Annotated in this window: 16 protein-coding genes; 11 read left to right on the plus strand and 5 right to left on the minus strand. The window is 56.9% G+C overall.

The window, feature by feature from the left end:
* Positions 1–26: 26 nt before the first annotated feature.
* From NIM72_RS16295 to NIM72_RS16305, 3 genes are all read left to right on the plus strand, one after another.
* Positions 27–2,630, plus strand: coding sequence for an EAL domain-containing protein (locus NIM72_RS16295; protein ID WP_161736665.1), 2,604 nt, complete (start codon positions 27–29; stop codon positions 2,628–2,630).
* 275 nt (positions 2,631–2,905) lie between these two features.
* Positions 2,906–3,202, plus strand: a complete 297-nt coding sequence (locus NIM72_RS16300; RefSeq protein ID WP_013356930.1) for an I78 family peptidase inhibitor — start codon at positions 2,906–2,908, stop codon at positions 3,200–3,202.
* Between the two features lie 155 nt (positions 3,203–3,357).
* Positions 3,358–3,675: a hypothetical protein gene (locus NIM72_RS16305; RefSeq protein ID WP_161736664.1), complete on the plus strand. Its 318-nt coding sequence runs from the start codon at positions 3,358–3,360 to the stop codon at positions 3,673–3,675.
* A 9-nt stretch (positions 3,676–3,684) separates the two neighbouring features.
* Here the strand turns inward: NIM72_RS16305 and NIM72_RS16310 are convergent, their stop codons facing one another.
* On the minus strand, positions 3,685–3,936 hold the full coding sequence (locus NIM72_RS16310; protein WP_161736663.1) for a biofilm development regulator YmgB/AriR family protein: 252 nt from the start codon (positions 3,934–3,936) through the stop codon (positions 3,685–3,687).
* A gap of 433 nt (positions 3,937–4,369) precedes the next feature.
* On the opposite strand from NIM72_RS16310, the gene NIM72_RS16315 reads away from it, so the two are divergent.
* Positions 4,370–5,644 (plus strand): multidrug efflux MFS transporter, encoded by a 1,275-nt coding sequence (locus tag NIM72_RS16315; protein ID WP_256497690.1) that lies wholly within the window; start codon positions 4,370–4,372, stop codon positions 5,642–5,644.
* On the opposite strand, the gene NIM72_RS16320 is transcribed toward NIM72_RS16315, so the two are convergent.
* On the minus strand, positions 5,526–8,663 hold the full coding sequence (locus NIM72_RS16320; protein WP_253421183.1) for a beta-galactosidase: 3,138 nt from the start codon (positions 8,661–8,663) through the stop codon (positions 5,526–5,528). The two genes, NIM72_RS16315 and NIM72_RS16320, sit on opposite strands and share 119 nt — an antisense overlap.
* Positions 8,664–8,916: 253 nt before the next feature.
* Between NIM72_RS16320 and NIM72_RS16325 the strand changes: the two genes are divergently transcribed.
* The 3 genes from NIM72_RS16325 to NIM72_RS16335 all read left to right on the plus strand — a co-directional run bounded on the left by NIM72_RS16325 (position 8,917) and on the right by NIM72_RS16335 (position 11,311).
* Complete coding sequence (locus NIM72_RS16325) at positions 8,917–9,063, plus strand: hypothetical protein (RefSeq protein ID WP_253421186.1); 147 nt, start codon at positions 8,917–8,919, stop codon at positions 9,061–9,063.
* A gap of 201 nt (positions 9,064–9,264) precedes the next feature.
* Complete coding sequence (locus tag NIM72_RS16330; RefSeq protein WP_161735318.1) at positions 9,265–9,567, plus strand: PsiF family protein; 303 nt, start codon at positions 9,265–9,267, stop codon at positions 9,565–9,567.
* Positions 9,568–9,784: 217 nt separating this feature from the next.
* Positions 9,785–11,311: an FAD-dependent oxidoreductase gene (locus NIM72_RS16335; protein WP_253421189.1), complete on the plus strand. Its 1,527-nt coding sequence runs from the start codon at positions 9,785–9,787 to the stop codon at positions 11,309–11,311.
* Positions 11,312–11,364: 53 nt separating this feature from the next.
* Here the strand turns inward: NIM72_RS16335 and proC are convergent, their stop codons facing one another.
* On the minus strand, positions 11,365–12,177 hold the full coding sequence (gene proC, locus NIM72_RS16340; protein ID WP_161735314.1) for a pyrroline-5-carboxylate reductase: 813 nt from the start codon (positions 12,175–12,177) through the stop codon (positions 11,365–11,367).
* Between the two features lie 168 nt (positions 12,178–12,345).
* On the opposite strand from proC, the gene NIM72_RS16345 reads away from it, so the two are divergent.
* Positions 12,346–12,801 carry a YaiI/YqxD family protein gene (locus NIM72_RS16345; RefSeq protein ID WP_003850071.1) on the plus strand — a complete coding sequence of 152 codons (456 nt, stop codon included), beginning with the start codon at positions 12,346–12,348 and terminating at the stop codon, positions 12,799–12,801.
* Here NIM72_RS16345 and NIM72_RS16350 read toward each other — a convergent pair.
* Entirely contained in the window at positions 12,798–13,520 is a 723-nt protein-coding gene (locus NIM72_RS16350; protein ID WP_253421192.1) for a DUF2076 domain-containing protein, read from the minus strand. The genes NIM72_RS16345 and NIM72_RS16350 overlap by 4 nt on opposite strands.
* A gap of 316 nt (positions 13,521–13,836) precedes the next feature.
* Between NIM72_RS16350 and aroL the strand changes: the two genes are divergently transcribed.
* The 3 genes from aroL (at position 13,837) to ppnP (ending at position 15,208) form a co-directional block, all read left to right on the plus strand.
* Positions 13,837–14,361, plus strand: a complete 525-nt coding sequence (aroL, locus tag NIM72_RS16355) for a shikimate kinase AroL (RefSeq protein WP_161735310.1) — start codon at positions 13,837–13,839, stop codon at positions 14,359–14,361.
* A gap of 111 nt (positions 14,362–14,472) precedes the next feature.
* On the plus strand, positions 14,473–14,664 hold the full coding sequence (locus tag NIM72_RS16360; protein WP_161735308.1) for a YaiA family protein: 192 nt from the start codon (positions 14,473–14,475) through the stop codon (positions 14,662–14,664).
* 247 nt (positions 14,665–14,911) lie between these two features.
* Positions 14,912–15,208, plus strand: a complete 297-nt coding sequence (ppnP, locus tag NIM72_RS16365; RefSeq protein WP_003850060.1) for a pyrimidine/purine nucleoside phosphorylase — start codon at positions 14,912–14,914, stop codon at positions 15,206–15,208.
* 60 nt (positions 15,209–15,268) lie between these two features.
* Here ppnP and rdgC read toward each other — a convergent pair whose 3' ends face one another.
* Positions 15,269–16,180 carry a recombination-associated protein RdgC gene (gene rdgC / locus NIM72_RS16370; RefSeq protein WP_150013087.1) on the minus strand — a complete coding sequence of 304 codons (912 nt, stop codon included), beginning with the start codon at positions 16,178–16,180 and terminating at the stop codon, positions 15,269–15,271.
* Positions 16,181–16,297 lie beyond the last annotated feature (117 nt).

A 16,297-nucleotide genomic window follows, 5' to 3' on the forward strand; every position in this document is an offset into this window, starting at 1 on the left:
CCCTGGCTGTGTAGTGAGCACTCTTAATGACTTTTAACCCTCCGGCGCCGCCGTCGCCACCATTCAGACATGCCGCTGAAGATCGCACTGTCCGCTTTACGCGGCGCAGCCTGCGTACGCTTTCGCTGCTGCTGTCTGGTGTGCTGGTGCTCTCGATGCTGATGGTACTGATGATTGCACAGCGTCAGAACAGCGCATCGGTTGAGCATGACCGCATGCTGATGCAGCAGACGTGGCAAAATCGTCAGGAGGCGATGGTCACCGATATCCGGGATTATGCCTTCTGGGGAGAAGCCTGGCGCAATCTCCATGTCAGGGTGAACAAAGTCTGGGCGTTTGACGAAGAGAACTTCGGACCGGGTCTTTACGAAGAGTATCACTATGAAGGCGTGTTCGTGGTCGACAGCAAAGGTCACACCACCTACAGCGTGATTAATGGGCAGATGGCGGATACGCCACTGGAAGCCTGGCTGGGTCATGAGACACGGACGCTAATTGCGGCAGCGCGTCAGCTCAATAATAAAGCGATGACCCGCAATGCGCTGATCAACCATCTGCCCGCGATTGTGGTGGCCGCACCTATCAGCAGCGGTAAACTGCCGAACGTGCCGCCCATGGCCGGGCCTGCATCAATCATGGTGTTCGTGAATCTGTTTACACCCGCCAAATTACAGGCGCTGGGCGCGACGCTGGATATACGCGAACTGCGTCTGCCCGCCAGTGAAGAGGATGCCCTGCATGAACCGCGAATGGTACTACCGTTGCCAGGCGGCGAGCCGATTGTGCTGCGCTGGACGTCAAAAATGCCGGGCATGGGCCTGATCGGGTTGCTGCTGCCACTGCTGCTGCTGACGGCGATCATCATCGGCATCATTACTCATCGCGTCAGCCGCCATGCGCTCTCCAATGCGATTCTCTCTGACCGCCGCTTTGCCATGCTGGCAATCAGTCAGCAGGAGCTTGCCAACAGTGAAGCGCGGTTTCGCGATCTCGCTGAGGCGGCGTCAGACTGGATCTGGGAAACGGATGAAGAGGGTCGCCTGATCTATCTGTCCGCGCGCTTTCATACCCTTACCGGCCACGACATCACACACTGGCTGGGACGTCACATCGATCACCTGCTGACCCATCCCAGCCATTCACTGGTCGCCTGGCTGCTGCGGCAGGAGGCGGAAGAGCAACAGATGCCGCTGCGCTGTCAGTTTATGTCCGCACAGGGTCACCGCCGCATCGGTCAACTGGTGGCGAAAACCATCTGGCATGATGCGCGACGTATCGGATTTCGCGGCACGGTATCGGACATCACCCAGGGCATGGAAGCAGAGGCACGCATTCAGTTTCTGTCGCGTCACGACGTTTTAACCGGTCTGTCGAACCGCGTGCAGCTGCTGGAGTTTCTGACGCTGCACCTTGCGCTGCCTGATGGCGCTGCGCCGCTGACGCTGATTACCCTCGATCTCGATCAGTTCCGGCCAATTAATGAAACCTGGGGTCATGCGGCGGGCGATGAGGTACTGAGCCAGATAGCGCAGCGTCTGAAGCACTGTATCGGCCCGCAGGAGCTGGTGGCGCGGCTGAGCGGTGATGAATTTGTACTGGTGTTGCGGGAAACGAACCGTGAGCGGATCGATCAGCGTTGTGCTCAGCTGGTGCACGAGGTTCAGCAGCCAGTCAGCACCGGTCAGCATGTCCACTATCTCACCATCAGCATGGGCATTGCCTGTGCGCCACAGGATGCCAGCCATCCGGAAGCGCTGTTGCAGATGGCAGATATCGCACTGAATGAAGCACGCGATGCGGGACGTAATCAGTGGGTCTGGTACGCCAATGAAATGGCGAGCCAGCGCGAAGATAAGCGTGAAATGGCGCGGCGCATTGAGAAAGCACTGACTAATAATGAATTCCGTCTGCACTATCAGCCCCGTTATCAGCTGCTGACCGGTCAGCTGGCCGGCGCTGAAGCGCTGATTCGCTGGCAGATTGCCCCGGATCAGTGGATTACGCCAGACCACTTTATTCCGCTGGCGGAAGAGAGCGGTCTGATCGCCACTATCAGCGACTGGGTTCTGATGCGTGCCTGCCAGGATGCGCTGGGCTGGGGTGGCGATCGCTATGTGTCAGTCAATATTTCGCCGATGGAGTTTCGCACCAGCGATCTGGTGCAACGGGTGGCAGATGCGCTGGCGAAAAGTGGTCTGCCAGCGACAAGGCTGGAGCTGGAGATCACGGAGAATGTCACCTTTGAACATCCACAGCATGCGCTGGAGGTAATGCAGGGCTTACGGTCGCTGGGGGTAAGGTTAACCGTCGACGATTTTGGCACCGGCTATGCCGCGCTGGGCTATCTGAAGACCTTCCCGTTTAACGGTCTGAAGATTGATCGCTCCTGGATGAAAGATTTCCCGGAGTCGCAGCAGGCGCAATCGGTGGTGGCGGGCATTATTGCGCTGGCACGCGCCTTCGCCCTGACGATCACGGCGGAGGGAATTGAGACAGAAGCGCAGCTGAACCAGCTAAAACAGCTCTCGTGCGAAGAGGGGCAAGGCTACTTCCTCGGTCGGCCGATGCCGCTGGCTGCGTTCAGTACGCTTCTGGAAAGAACAACGCAGAATCAGGCTGAGCCGGTTTAACGGACTTTAACCGCCACGGCGGTCATCAGCATTGCGCAGACAACAAAAATAATCAGTTCCATCATGACCTCCACAGGGGTAAGAATAGTCTTAAGATAGTGTAGCGGCTCACTGTGGTTTTTTTAGGCAGTGAGTGCGATTAATCTTAAAAAGAGAGTCTGTGGGACACCCGGATCCGCGCTCACTGTAACAACTTTACCTTTTCCGGCTTCTGGTCAGCAGGCACGCTTTGCTACTCTTGGGGCAGATTTTACACGTCCAACAGGAGAACAAACGTGAAATTTTATGGAAAAGGGCTGCTGGTAGTGGGTCTGTTTGCATTAACCGCCTGTCAGTCTGCCAGTAAACCTGACACCGCCAGTGTGCCGCAGGATCCTGAAGCCGACCGCTGCGGTGCCTCTCAGTTTCAGAACTATGTCGGCAAACCGTTAACCGTGCTTCAGGGTCAACACTTTGAACAGCAGGTGCGTCCAATCCCCTATAATTCTGCGGTCACCATGGATTTCAACCTTAACCGGCTTAACTTCCTGGCCGACAAAAATGGCAATATCAGCTCAGTTTATTGTGGCTGACGGCCGGTCTGTCATAGGCTTGTCATAACGGCAGGCGAGGATAGCAGCGCGTTTAAGAAACTTCCTCGTCACACAATAAATAGTGCTCGTCTTGTTTATTCCCGCCCCGGCGGGAATTTTTTTAGCGGCTTCGGGCCGGAACAGGAGCGGAGAAGATGAAATGCATAGGGGCACTGCTGCCCACGTTGTTACTCAGCAGCACACTGGCACAGGCGTCCAGTGAAGAGGCCTGGCAGAAGAGCCGCCAGATCATGACACAGGCGTGTATTAATGCCAGCCATCTGAGTAAAGTAAAGGTGCTGGGCGAGCCGATTGAGTATGACGACAACACAGGTTACAGCGCACTGTTGCTGGAGGGGCGCTATCCCCAGCAGCATATGAAAAACAGGCGTGGACGCGAGCTCTGCCTGTTTCAGCTCAGCAGCGGACGGGCCAGCGTCAGCGAAGCAGATAAACTGCGCTGGGTGAAGTAAACCGACGCTTTACACCTCCGGATGCGTGTCGATGAGCTGTGCCAGCAGGGTGCGATACCGCTGCAACTGCGCCTCATCGCCTTCGACTTCCAGTTTGTCGATCACCCGCGCAATCAGTGCCTTACTGGTCGCGGGTTCTCCCGCCTCCATAATTTCACGCAGAATAACCGCCAGCAGATCGGACTCTGGCGGTATTCGCCAGTTCGGGCTGTTGAAATAGTCACTGATAGCGCGGCTGGCACTGCTTGTTTGCACTCTCATTTCCTACCTCCGCTGAAACGCTACCCCGACCCTTACGCAGGTGTAAGGGCATCTATGCACGTCATAAGCTGAACTGCCTCAGCGTAGCCGGATGGTCTGGACCGTTTTTTAGCGGAGGACGTCGCGCCAGGCAGAATGATCGTCACATCGCCACAACTGGCGATTTTTTAAACATAGAAGCGGCGTGAATCGTTGTCAGTAACAGAATGACATATTTTTCCATATTGATGAGGCATGGTTGAGGAAGAGGGTGCCAGGGCAGGCCATCGGCCACGGGATTCACGCTGTAAACCGCTGGTCAGAGAAAATTTTCGCGGGTAATTGCGCTGAATCAAGAGGAATCCTGTCTTTTGCCGTTTGTGCCATGTTATGTCGGTCATGTTAAGAATCGTCGCGTTAAACTAAGCACTCCCTCTCTTTGAATCATCTGCCCATGCCACGCACTATTGAACCCTGGAAGATAAACCTGATCTCAGTCTGGTTTGGCTGTTTTTTTACTGGCCTGGCCATCAGCCAGATTATCCCGTTTCTGCCGCTCTACCTTGAGCAGCTTGGCGTCACCGGAGGCGAGTCCCTGAGTCTCTGGTCGGGGCTCACCTTCAGTATCACCTTCGTGGTTTCGGCGGCGGTCGCCCCGCTGTGGGGCAGTCTGGCCGATCGCAAAGGGCGTAAACTGATGCTGTTGCGCGCGGCGTTTGGTATGGGCGTGGTGATCCTGCTACAGGCTTTTGTCACCGAAGCCTGGCAGTTACTGCTGCTGCGCGCCCTGATGGGGCTGACCTCTGGCTATATCCCCAACGCGATGGCGCTGGTGGCGGCTCAGGTGCCGCGTGAACGTAGCGGCTGGGCGCTGAGCTGTGTCTCCACCGGGCAGATTGGCGGTGTGATTCTGGGGCCGATGCTGGGTGGGCTGCTGGCTGACTGGGTCGGTTTGCGCACGGTATTTATCGTCACCGCGGCGCTGCTGATGGTCAGCTTTATGGTGACGCTGTTCATGATTAAAGAGACCGGTTACACCCCGGTGAGTAAAAAAGAGAAACTCAGCGGACGCGAGGTTTTTCGTTCGCTGGACAACCCAAAGCTGATGCTCTGCCTGTTTTTCACCACCATGGTCATCCAGATGTGCAACGGATCGGTGAACCCTATCCTGACGCTCTTTGTGCGGGAACTGGCACCCACCGCTGAGAATATCGCTTTTCTTAGCGGGGTCATTGCCGCGCTGCCTGGCGTCTCTGCACTGCTGGCCGCGCCTCGTCTGGGGCGACTCGGCGATCGCATCGGCACGCAGCGTATTCTGCTCGCAACGATGGTTATCTCGCTGCTGCTGTTTATCGCCATGTCTTTTGTCACCAGTGCCACGCAGCTGGGCATCTTACGTTTTCTGCTGGGCTTCGCCGATGGCGCGATGATGCCTGCGGTACAGACGCTGCTGGTGCGTCATTCGCGCGACACTATCACCGGCCGGATCTTCGGTTATAACCAGTCGTTTATGTATCTTGGCAATGTTGCTGGCCCATTACTGGGCGCAGCGGTATCGGCGGTGGCAGGTTTCCGCTGGGTCTTTTGTGCCACCGCCGTTGTAGTGCTGATTAATGTCCTGTTCCTGAAACGCTTTTACCGGCGTCCGAAGACTGTGCTGCCCGCGTCGGCTGACAAATCGTCAGCTCAGCCTGCCAGCGTTGCTGAGTCAGCAAAAACTCAGGACTGACGCTGGGGCTCCAGGAGTCATCGCCGCCGACGCCCATATGGAAGGCATCCAGGTGCAGCCAGCAGCCCGCTTCCGGACGCAGAAGGTGGCGGTGGGAGGCTTCACGCAACTGCTCCAGACTGAAGCGGCTCAGCGAGAAAGCAAAATCGCCGCTGACCTGCCAGCTGCCGCTGTCGAGCTGGCGGGTGCCGCCACGCAGACCATTCTCGCTGGGGAAAACGTAGGGCGTTGAAAGCTGATCCAGCGGCAGTTGCCAGCGTGAGAACTGCGCGGCCAGCTGGCGATCGGGATAGTTTTCATGCGGTCCCAGGCCGAGCCAGCTTACCTGCTGCGGGATTTGCGCCAGCGCGCAGCGCAATCCGATGCGTGCAGGCGGTGGTAAACCGCGAGACTGCACAACGGAAAGCTGTAACTGCAACTCACCCTGCGCATTGATCAGATAACGCTTACGGCTGATAAAGGCGAGCTGGTCATTAGCGATCCAGCTATGCAGCGTCTCAATCTGTATCGCCTGCGGCAACGCATTCGCGGCTATCGACACCAGCGGGCTGCTCATCTGGTCATAACCTGCCGCTTTCCAGCGCTCAACCCACGCATTGGGATCCACCCGCTCTGCTTCGCTGGTGCCGATATCGTTGTCCAGCGGCGCGCGAATAAAGCAGTCCTGAAGCGGGGAGAGCAGCGTCGGTGCCTCATTCACAAACCACTGCGTCAGTTCACCGCTGTGGCGTGAAAAATGCCAGCGCTGTTGCTGGTGAGTGACGACAATCTCACTGGCGTCATCATAGAGGACAGGTACTTCAGCTGTTTCCGGCAGCGGGGGCAGCACCAGCAGCGAAGGCAGCGCCCACTGATGCCAGGCGACACACCAGTCCGCAGCACTCCAGCGGGTCGGGTGAATCTGATGAACCGCAACGTTAAGCCAGCATTCGCCCTGTAACGCGGGCGGTGACGGCAGCGTGATCCGCTGCTGGCCCTGCGGGCCGATATCCAGTGAGACTTCACCTTCCGTCACCACCTGGCCCTCCTGCTCAATGCGCCAGCGCAGCACTTCATTGTCACTGTGACGGAATAAGTAGTCGCTGCTGACCGTCAAGCTCAGCGGGTCGCCGGGATCGGGCGTGAACTGCCAGAACTGCTGGGCGCGCTGCGCCTCATACAGCGCCGGATGCGGCGTGCGATCGGCAAACACCAGCCCGTTCATACAGAACTGGCGATCGTTGGGCTTATCGCCAAAATCGCCGCCGTAAGCCTGCCATGGCTGGCCCTGATCGTCATAACGGGTCAGGCTCTGATCAACCCAGTCCCAGACGAAGCCGCCCTGCAGACGCGGAAACTGACGGAATGCCTCCCAGTATTTCGCGAAACCGCCAAAGCTGTTGCCCATCGCATGCGCGTACTCACACAGGATCAGCGGACGGGTTTCGCCCGGCAGACCGATCCACTTTTTCAGCGACCACTTCGGCACCGCCGTGAACGGCTGATCTTCATCGACCCTGGCATACATAGGGCAGATGATATCGGTCGCGGCGGTGTCCGCACCGCCGCCTTCATACTGTACCGGACGGGTAGGATCGCTGCTTTTCACCCAGCGGTAGAGCGCATCATGCGTGGTGCCATGTCCAGACTCATTACCCAGCGACCAGATAATAATGCTGCAGTGATTACGATCGCGCTGCACCATACGCGTCACGCGTTCGCTATAGGCAGCGAACCAGCGGGGATCGTCGGAGAGCCGGTTCATTGGTTGCATGCCGTGAGTTTCGATATTCGCTTCATCCACTACATAAAGCCCATACTGGTCGCACAGCCGATACCAGAGCGGATGATTGGGATAGTGCGAACAGCGCACCGCATTGAAATTGTGCTGCTTCATGAGCTCAATGTCGCGGCGCATCGTCGCCTCATCCACCACCTGACCGCGCTCCGGATGGTGTTCGTGGCGGTTGGTGCCACGGATTAGCAGCGGTTTGCCGTTGAGACAGAGCTGGCCGTTGTCGATGGTGACCTGACGGAAGCCGACATCATAGGCTTCCACCTCGACCAGCTGCTGATCCCCATCCAGCAGCGCCAGCGTGGCGCGATAGAGATGGGGCATTTCGGCGCTCCACAGTACAGGCCGTTCCACCGGCAGACTGAGCAGGGCGCGTTCAGGATAGTGGCCCCGCTCGTCAATAATGGCGCTACCCAGCGGCTGTTGACACTGCGCAACCGGCTGTTCACCCTGCCACAGCGTCAGGCGCAGCTGATAGTGCGTGGTGACCTCTGGCGGCAGGGCGACGCGGACCTGGGCGCGCAGCGCGGCACGGGTAAACTCCGGGCTGAGCCGGGTTTCCAGCTGCACGTCGGCCAGATGCACCTGCGGCTTATGCAGTAACGTGACATCGCGGAAAATGCCGCTCATCCGCCACATATCCTGGTCTTCCAGATAGCTGCCGTCGCTCCAGCGCAGCACCATCACCGCCAGCCGGTTTTTGCCTGGTCGCAGATAAGGCGTCAGGTCGAATTCGGCGGGCAGGCGGCTGTCCTGAGAGTAGCCAATCCAGCTTCCGTTGCACCACAGATGAAAGGCTGAATTGACACCGTCAAAGATGATGCGTGTCTGCCCGGAAGTGAGCCAGGCAGCGTCCGTGCTGAATGTGAGCGAGTAACATCCGGTCGGGTTCTCTTTGGGCACAAGCGGAGGATTAACCGGAATCGGATACTGCACGTTAGTGTAAATGGGCGCATCAAAACCGTGCATCTGCCAGTTTGCCGGGACCGGAATCGTGCTGGCATCCGGCAGATCCTGCAGTAACCAGCTGGCCGGGACCGCCTCAGGCTGTACAAAGTAACTGAAACCCCACTCCCCATTCAGGCTCTTTAGTGACGCGGAGGGCGTGTCATCTCGCGCTGCCGCTTCATCCCGCCAGCTGGCAAAAGGCGGGTGCGCATCCAGCCGATGCAGCGAGGTTATGACCGGGTTTTCCCAGTCGCGCCGGGATAGGATGTCACTGAAAGCAGCCTGTGAGAGAGTCATGATTATATCCTGTAAATGTGATGCGCTCACAATGCGGAATATTGTTCAGGCTGTAAAGCGTTCGCCATCCCGATTTGCACAAATAGTTTGCCCCGAAAGCGGGCCGCACTGTTGAGAATGTGGCGGCTTACTGACTGTAAAACGTTAAGTCTGGTCAGCAAAGATGAATAGCAGCCGGAAGCGGAGGAATCTCACTTGTCGCCATGCGGGTGCCTTCATACACTCAGCCCGATTTCATCACCCTGAGGTAAATATGGTACGAATCGTTAAGCTGGCTGCCGTTGTGGCATTAGTGACTGCATTAAGTGGATGTCTTTTCCCGCCTCCTGGTGGCGGCGGTGGGGGGGGCTGGGGCGGACATGGCGGCGGGCCGGGCCGCGGATTTGTCGATCCCCGTTAAGCCCTGCCTGATGAATGCTGGCAAATGACGATGTGCGCCTGCTGCGCAGTTACATCGAAAAGCTGTTGCGGCATCCCCGCCAGTAACGCCGTTAGTCCCAGACGGGAATGGGATCTTCACGTCACTTTGACCTGAAACATTTTCCGCTTTGCTTATTCGCTGCCAGAATAACAGGTGACAATCCATTGTGGAGATAACAAGATGAAAGTCAGTTTAATGGCGATGATGATGGCGGGCCTGCTGGTCAGTGGTATGGCGGGTGCGGCGGAAAAAACGCCGCAGCAGGAGAAAATGACGATGTGTAACCAGCACGCCAAATCTCAGGATCTCAAAGGGGAAGCACGTAAAACCTTTATGAGTGAATGCCTGAAAAAGGACAGCAAACTGTCGCACATGACGCCGCAGCAGATGAAAATGAAAAGCTGTAACGGCGAAGCTGGCGATAAAAAGCTGGCAGGCGACGCGCGTAAAACCTTTATGAGCCAGTGCCTGAAAAAAAGCTAATCATCCCTCACGGCCACGCAGGTGGCCGCTTCTCCCTGCCGATTCCTTGTCGCCTGAAGACGATTAAATTATCTTTCACAACAGCAGGTTAACCTTCTGACAAACATTCGGCGTCAGGCTTCCTGGTTCCTTTGCCACACTTACTGTTTGTGAGGATTTGCGCAGGCCTCGTTTTACCGCGCAGCATCAGTCCAGAAACAGCGAAAGGAGCCATGCCGTGAACTATCAATTTACCACCGACCTGAACGATCTGCCTCAGCGACAGCCGGTTAAAAAAACGCTGGGTGAGGTAGAGGTCTTACTGATTCGCGACGGGGACAACGTACGCGCGTATCAGGCGAAATGTCCACACGCGGGCGCGCCGCTGGAGCAGGGCGCCATCTGCGGCGACCGGCTGGTCTGCCCGTGGCACAAAGCCGCGTTTGATCTTGCCGACGGCAAAATGTGTGAACCGCTGGCGCTAGCCGATCTCAAACAGTATCCGCTGCGCATCGAACAGGGGCGGGTGCTGGTGAATCCTAAAGCGATGTCACCCGCTGCCCCCATTGGCAGCGGGGCAACCGCGCCGGTCTATGTGGTGCTGGGTGGTGGCGCGGCGGGCAGCGCAGCGCTGTGGCGTCTGCGTCATGACGGCTTCAAAGGCCGCCTGATTCTGGTTGAGCGGGAGGCGGACGCACCTTACGACCGCACCGCGCTGACCAAATTTGTGCCGTCGGGCAAAATGGACATCAGCGAGGTGCCACAGCTGCTGAAAGCGGATGTGATGGATCACGTTGAACGAGTGCAGGCAACCGTGAGCCGCCTCGATGCGCAGCAGCAACGGCTGATCTTCGACGATGGCAAAACGCTTGCCTTCGACAAACTGCTGATCGCCAGCGGCGCGAAGCCTGTCCGTCCCGATTTGCCGGGCAGCGATCTTGACGGGGTCTATCTGCTGCGCAGCAAAGCGCAGACCGATGAGCTGCTTCAGGCGGTGGATGCGACCCATAAAATCGTGATTATCGGTAACAGTTTTATCGGCACCGAGCTGGCGTCGGCACTGCGTAACCGTGACATCGACGTTACAGTGATTGCCCGTCAGGCGCTGCCCTTTGCAAAACGGTTTGGCGATCAGATTGGCCGCTATTTCTACCAGTTGCACGAGCAAAACGGCATGAAATGGGTGCAGGGTGAGATCGCATCACTGCAGGGCGACCAGCAGGTGAGTGGCGTGCAGCTTAAGGGCGGACGGCAGCTGGACGCGAATGTTGTGCTGTTTGCTACCGGCGTTAAACCGGCTACCGACTTTATCCACGATCTGCCGCTGGCAGAGGATGGCAGTCTGCAGGCAGACGAGCATTTACGGGTCGCTGACAATATCTGGGTGGCGGGTGATATCGCCACGTATCCGTCGGCACAGGGGCCGCTGCGCATTGAGCACTATCGCGTCGCGCATCAGCAGGGACAGACTGCCGCATGGAATATGCTGGATCAGAACGTCACCTTTGATCGTGTGCCGTTTTTCTGGACGACGCAGTATGGCACCCGTTATGAGTATGTTGGCCACGCAGCAGAATGGGATAATTTCGAGCTGATCGGCTCGCTGGAGGACAAAAAGTTTATGGCGTTTTATGGTCAGCAGGGGCAACTGGCCGCGATCTGCTCATGCGGTATGTACACGCTGACCGCTGAGCTGGTGGAGCGGATGCAGCAACCGATGACGCTTGCCGACGCGGTAGCGCTCTGTCAGGCGCACATCAGTTAAGCTGCGCGCAGGGCGAGCCGCGAGCTGGTCCGCCCTGCGCAATGCCTGAACGCTTAGCTGCGGCTCAGTTTTTCGGACTTCGCCATGCACTGCTGCATTGCTTCAATCACTGCCGACCGCATCCCTTTCTCTTCCAGCACCTTCACGGCTTCAATGGTGGTGCCGCCAGGTGAGCAGACCATATCTTTAAGTTCAGCCGGATGTTTACCGCTGGTCAGCACCATCTCCGCCGCTCCTTTTACCGCCTGTGCAGCAAACTGATAGGCCTGGGCGCGCGGCATGCCGCCCAGTACGGCCGCATCCGCCATCGCTTCGATAAACATAAAGACGTAGGCCGGCGCAGAACCGCTGACGCCGACCACGGAGTGAATCAGATATTCATCCACCACGGCCGCTTTGCCGAAGCTCTCAAAAATCGCAACGACCTCGTCGATCTCCGCCTGCTCAACCAGCACGTTGGGCGTGACCGAGGTCATGCCTTCGCTGACCAGCGAAGGCGTATTCGGCATCGCCCGGATGATTTTACGATCGTAGCCCAGCACCGATGAAAGCGAATCCAGCGTCACGCCCGCCGCAATCGACACCACCAGCGCCTCTTTTTTCAGGCTGCCGGCCAGCTCTTTTAATACTTTCAGGATCACATTGGGTTTTACCGCGCCGAACAGGATGTCCACTTCACGTGCCAGCGCATCCGCGCTCTCAGCCGCGTTGATGCCATACTGTTCTGCCATCGCCTGGTTGGTCTCTGCTTTGCGATCGTAAACGAAGATATCAGACGGGGCGATTTTACCGCTATTGACCAGTCCGCCGATAATGGCTTTCGCCATGTTTCCCCCGCCGATAAACCCGATTTTTTTTGCCAGCATCGCCATCTCCTTAGGACATTATTCGGTTTTCTCAGTGGGCTAGCTTACTTCAGCCAGCCCGAATAACAAGTCAGCCGGGTGCGGGCTGGAAAGCGTGCCGCAAATAAAATTTGCCATTCAGGGAGAACCCGGCAAGATCTCAGGCTTCTCTGACTGTAAGGAATCATGATGTTTATCTGGGTCGATGCCGATGCCTGTCCGAATGTGATCAAAGAGGTGCTCTACCGTGCGGCGGATCGCACCGCCACCACGGTCACTTTTGTGGCAAACCAGTTTCTGCGTGTGCCGCCATCGCCTTATCTGCGCACCCTGCAGGTGCCAGCCGGATTTGATGTGGCGGACAATGAGATTGTCAGACGTTGTCAGCCCGGCGATCTGGTGATCACCGCCGATATTCCGCTGGCGGCTGAGGTGATTGAGAAAGGGGCGGCAGCGTTGAATCCGCGCGGCGAGCGCTACTCACCGGCCACGATACGTGAACGCCTGACGATGCGGGATTTTATGGATACTCTGCGTTCAAGCGGCGTGCAGACCGGCGGCCCCGCGACGATGAGTCCGCGTGACCGCCAGCAGTTTGCCAATGAGCTGGACAGCTGGCTCACTCAGCAGAAACGCTCTACTTAAACGAAGCTATCGTCGTCGTCGAAATCGCCGCCGCCAAAATCGTTCAGATCGCTGTTGTCAGCATAATTACTGTCCCAGCCCGCGTTCTGGTCCAGGAAGGCGTTATCATTACCGCCGTTAAAGGCATCGGCGTTGTCATCGCCACCGTTGAAGGTGTTGAGATTATCATTCACCTCCGGCAATGGCGGCTCATTGATGATGTTCACAATCTCTTCCGGCTGTGAATGGTGGAACATGCTGGTCAGCATGTCGGCCATCACGACCCCCCCAGCCACGCCCACCGCTGTTTGCAGTGCGCCGCCAAGGAAACCGGTGCCGCGTGGCGCGGGTGCCTGGGCAGGAGCATATTGCTGCTGTGCCGGTTGCTGCGGTGCACTGTTCCACGGCGACGATTGTTGCTGCTGCTGAACGGGCTGCTGCTGGCGCGAACCGCTGCCAAACAGTCCCGACAGAAAGCCGCCGCTGCTCTGTGCGGGTTGCTGTTGCTGTTGCAACTGTGCAACCTGGCTTTCCAGCGCTGACACTTTCTCATTAAGTTTTTTCAGTGCCGCTTCCTGAATCAGGATCGCCTGCGCCATGTAGTAAGGCGCGCCCGGCTGCGCCTGAAGATGCTGATTAATCAGTTGTTCGGCTGCGGCATCGCGTGCCACGGTCTGGCTTTCAGCCTGTTTCAGACGGCTGAACAGCCCTTCGATCAGTTGTTGTTCTTCGCGTTGCATGATGACTCTCCTGTGGCAATGTTTATCAGTATATGTGGGCGCCAGTGAGAAAAGTAAAATCGCGGCGGTAAGCAAATATTGCCAGCGCATTCCGGACGCTACTTTACGCGTTGTTTTATCGTCCTGTTAGCGCCCTGATGCACAAAACGTGCATGCTTTTCCTGTTGAAAATACGAATGTTATCGCTGTTCAGGTAACGAAAATGCGTAAATCATGCCTGACAGGTGGAGGCCATAATAATTTCCAGTTATCATGCGTCGCATTATTAAGCTCACCATGCAGCCGCATCGCGCGGTCAGGCGGAGGAATGGCCCTGATGTCACTACCCATCTTTTTGATTGGCGCTCGCGGTTGCGGCAAAACCACGGTCGGCGAAGCGTTGTCGCAGGCGCTGGGCTACGCCTTTAGAGATACCGATCACTATCTGCAACTCAGCACGCAGCGCAGCGTGGCCGAGATTGTTGCGGCAGAAGGCTGGGAAGGTTTTCGCGCCCGTGAAACGGAATCGCTTAAAGCGGTAACAGCACCCGGGACCGTGATTGCTACCGGTGGTGGTATGATTCTGGCTGAAGAGAACTGCCGCTTCATGCAGGAGCAGGGCCGGGTGATCTGGCTCAGCGCGTCGCCCGAAGTGCTGGCAGAACGACTGGAAAGCGAACCTGAAGCGGCTCAGCGTCCAACGCTGACCGGACGTCCGATTGCCGATGAGATGAGTGATGTGCTGCGTGAACGTGCGCATCTCTACCAGGCGGCGGCCCATCATCAGGTCAACGCCATGCAATCGCCGGCGTGCGTGGTGGAAGAGATTCTGCTGTCACTTTCCCTGGCGCGCGCCAGCTAACCCTCCGATTTTTCCCGCTTTGATCCCGCTTCGGATGGCATTGTCTATACTTACTCTATGACAGGCAGCGGCCTGTCCTGTGGAATGTTATTCAGACAAGAGGGACACAGTATGCCGACCAGACCACCGTACCCACGTGAAGCGAAAGTTGTGCCCGTTGAAAAGGGCACTGAAGGTAATAAAGTCACTTCTTACGAATTGCGTGCTGATCATCCCAAACCGAATTCATTAATCAGCGAGCACGAGACGGAAGAAGAAGCGCATGATGCTAAAGCGCGCTACGAAGACGTCGAAAAAGAGTAACACGTCACGGCTGGCAGGGACGCCAGCCTGCTGATCAGCTTTAATCTGCCCGTAAGTTGCCTGATCTTTTCCCTCTATGTTTGACTCCCCAAATCCCCATAGCCGAATCAAAACAGTGCTGCCCGGACCACCTGCTTAACGCGCTCTCCCATCGGAAGAGATCACAAACGACCATCATTTCGCGTGACAGATCAGCGGGTTCCCTTCTACACTTCCAGACACACAACATGTGCTCTGGAGAACTATTATGCTCAACGTAAGTGAGTATTTTGACGGAAAAGTTAAATCTATCGGTTTTGACAGTGCGAGCACCGGTCGTGCCAGCGTGGGCGTGATGTCTGAAGGTGAATACACATTTGGAACCGGCCAGCCGGAAGAGATGACCGTCGTCAGCGGCTCGCTTAAGGTGTTGCTGCCGGGTGAGACTGAGTGGAAATGGTTTGAAGCGGGTTCGGTGTTTAACGTGCCGGGTCACAGTGAATTTCATCTGCAGGTCGGCGAGCCAAGTTCCTATCTCTGCCGCTACCTGAAAGACAAAGATTAAAAAAAGGGCCGCTAAGCGGCCCTTTTTTTGGGCAAACCATGTCTGTCCGGGTGATTCTGATTAACGCTGGGCTTCGCCACCTAAGGCTTCCACCAGATTGCTGGTCAGTGCGGCCAGTTCGCTGGTCATCAGAATAAAGTCAGCATCAAAGCGCTGAGCAAAATCTTCGCGGTCGATATCGTCGTTCTGGTCGCGCAGCGTGTCGCTGAACTTCAGACGTTTCACCGAACCGTCATCCGCCAGCACGAACTGAATGCGCTCCTGCCAGTCGAGTGCCAGTTTGGTCACCAGCTTGCCCGCTTCGATGTGGTTGGCGATCTCATCGCATACCAGATCCTGTTTCTTGCAGCGAATGACGCCGCCATCTTCCAGCAGCGCTTTCAGCTCCGCTTCATCCATCAGCGCAAAACCGGCAGGCAGATCGCCCGAACGAACCCACTCGGTCAGGGTCAGCTCAATCGGGTTTTCCAGCGTCAGCGGCACCACCGGCAGTGAACCCAGGCTTTTGCGCAGCAGCGCCAGGGTATCTTCCGCTTTTTTTGCGCTGGCACAGTCCACCATAATCAGATTGTTGACCGTGTCGATCCACAGATAAGTCTGGCTGAAACGGCTGAAGGCGCGCGGCAGCAGGCTGTGCAGCACTTCATCTTTCAGCGAATCTTTTTCGGTCTTTTTGAGCTTGCGGCTCTGCTCAGATTCCAGCTTGTCGATTTTCGCTTCCAGCGCCTGTTTCACGACCGGCGACGGCAGGATTTTCTCCTCTTTGCGGGCGCAAATCACAATCTGGCCTTTGTTCTCATGGGTCAGCGCGTCGCTGCGGTTACCCATCGGCGGGACCCAGCCGGTCTTGCTCATATCCTGACTGCCACACGGTGAAAACGTGAAGGCGTCGAGCTGTTTTTCCATCTCATCTGCGGACAACGGAATGTCACGATTCAGACGATAAACCATCATATTTTTAAACCACAACATCGGGATTCCTTACCGTGGCGCGATCGGGCGCACAAGTCTGCGAGAGTCAGCGCGCATGATAGCGAAACATCGGAGTGGTTTCATTGCCTTTAAGGCAGCCGCCTTCTACTGTATCTC

It is taken from the genome of Pantoea sp. B550 (assembly GCF_024158165.1).
In the GTDB taxonomy this organism is placed as follows: Bacteria; Pseudomonadota; Gammaproteobacteria; order Enterobacterales; family Enterobacteriaceae; genus Pantoea; species Pantoea alfalfae.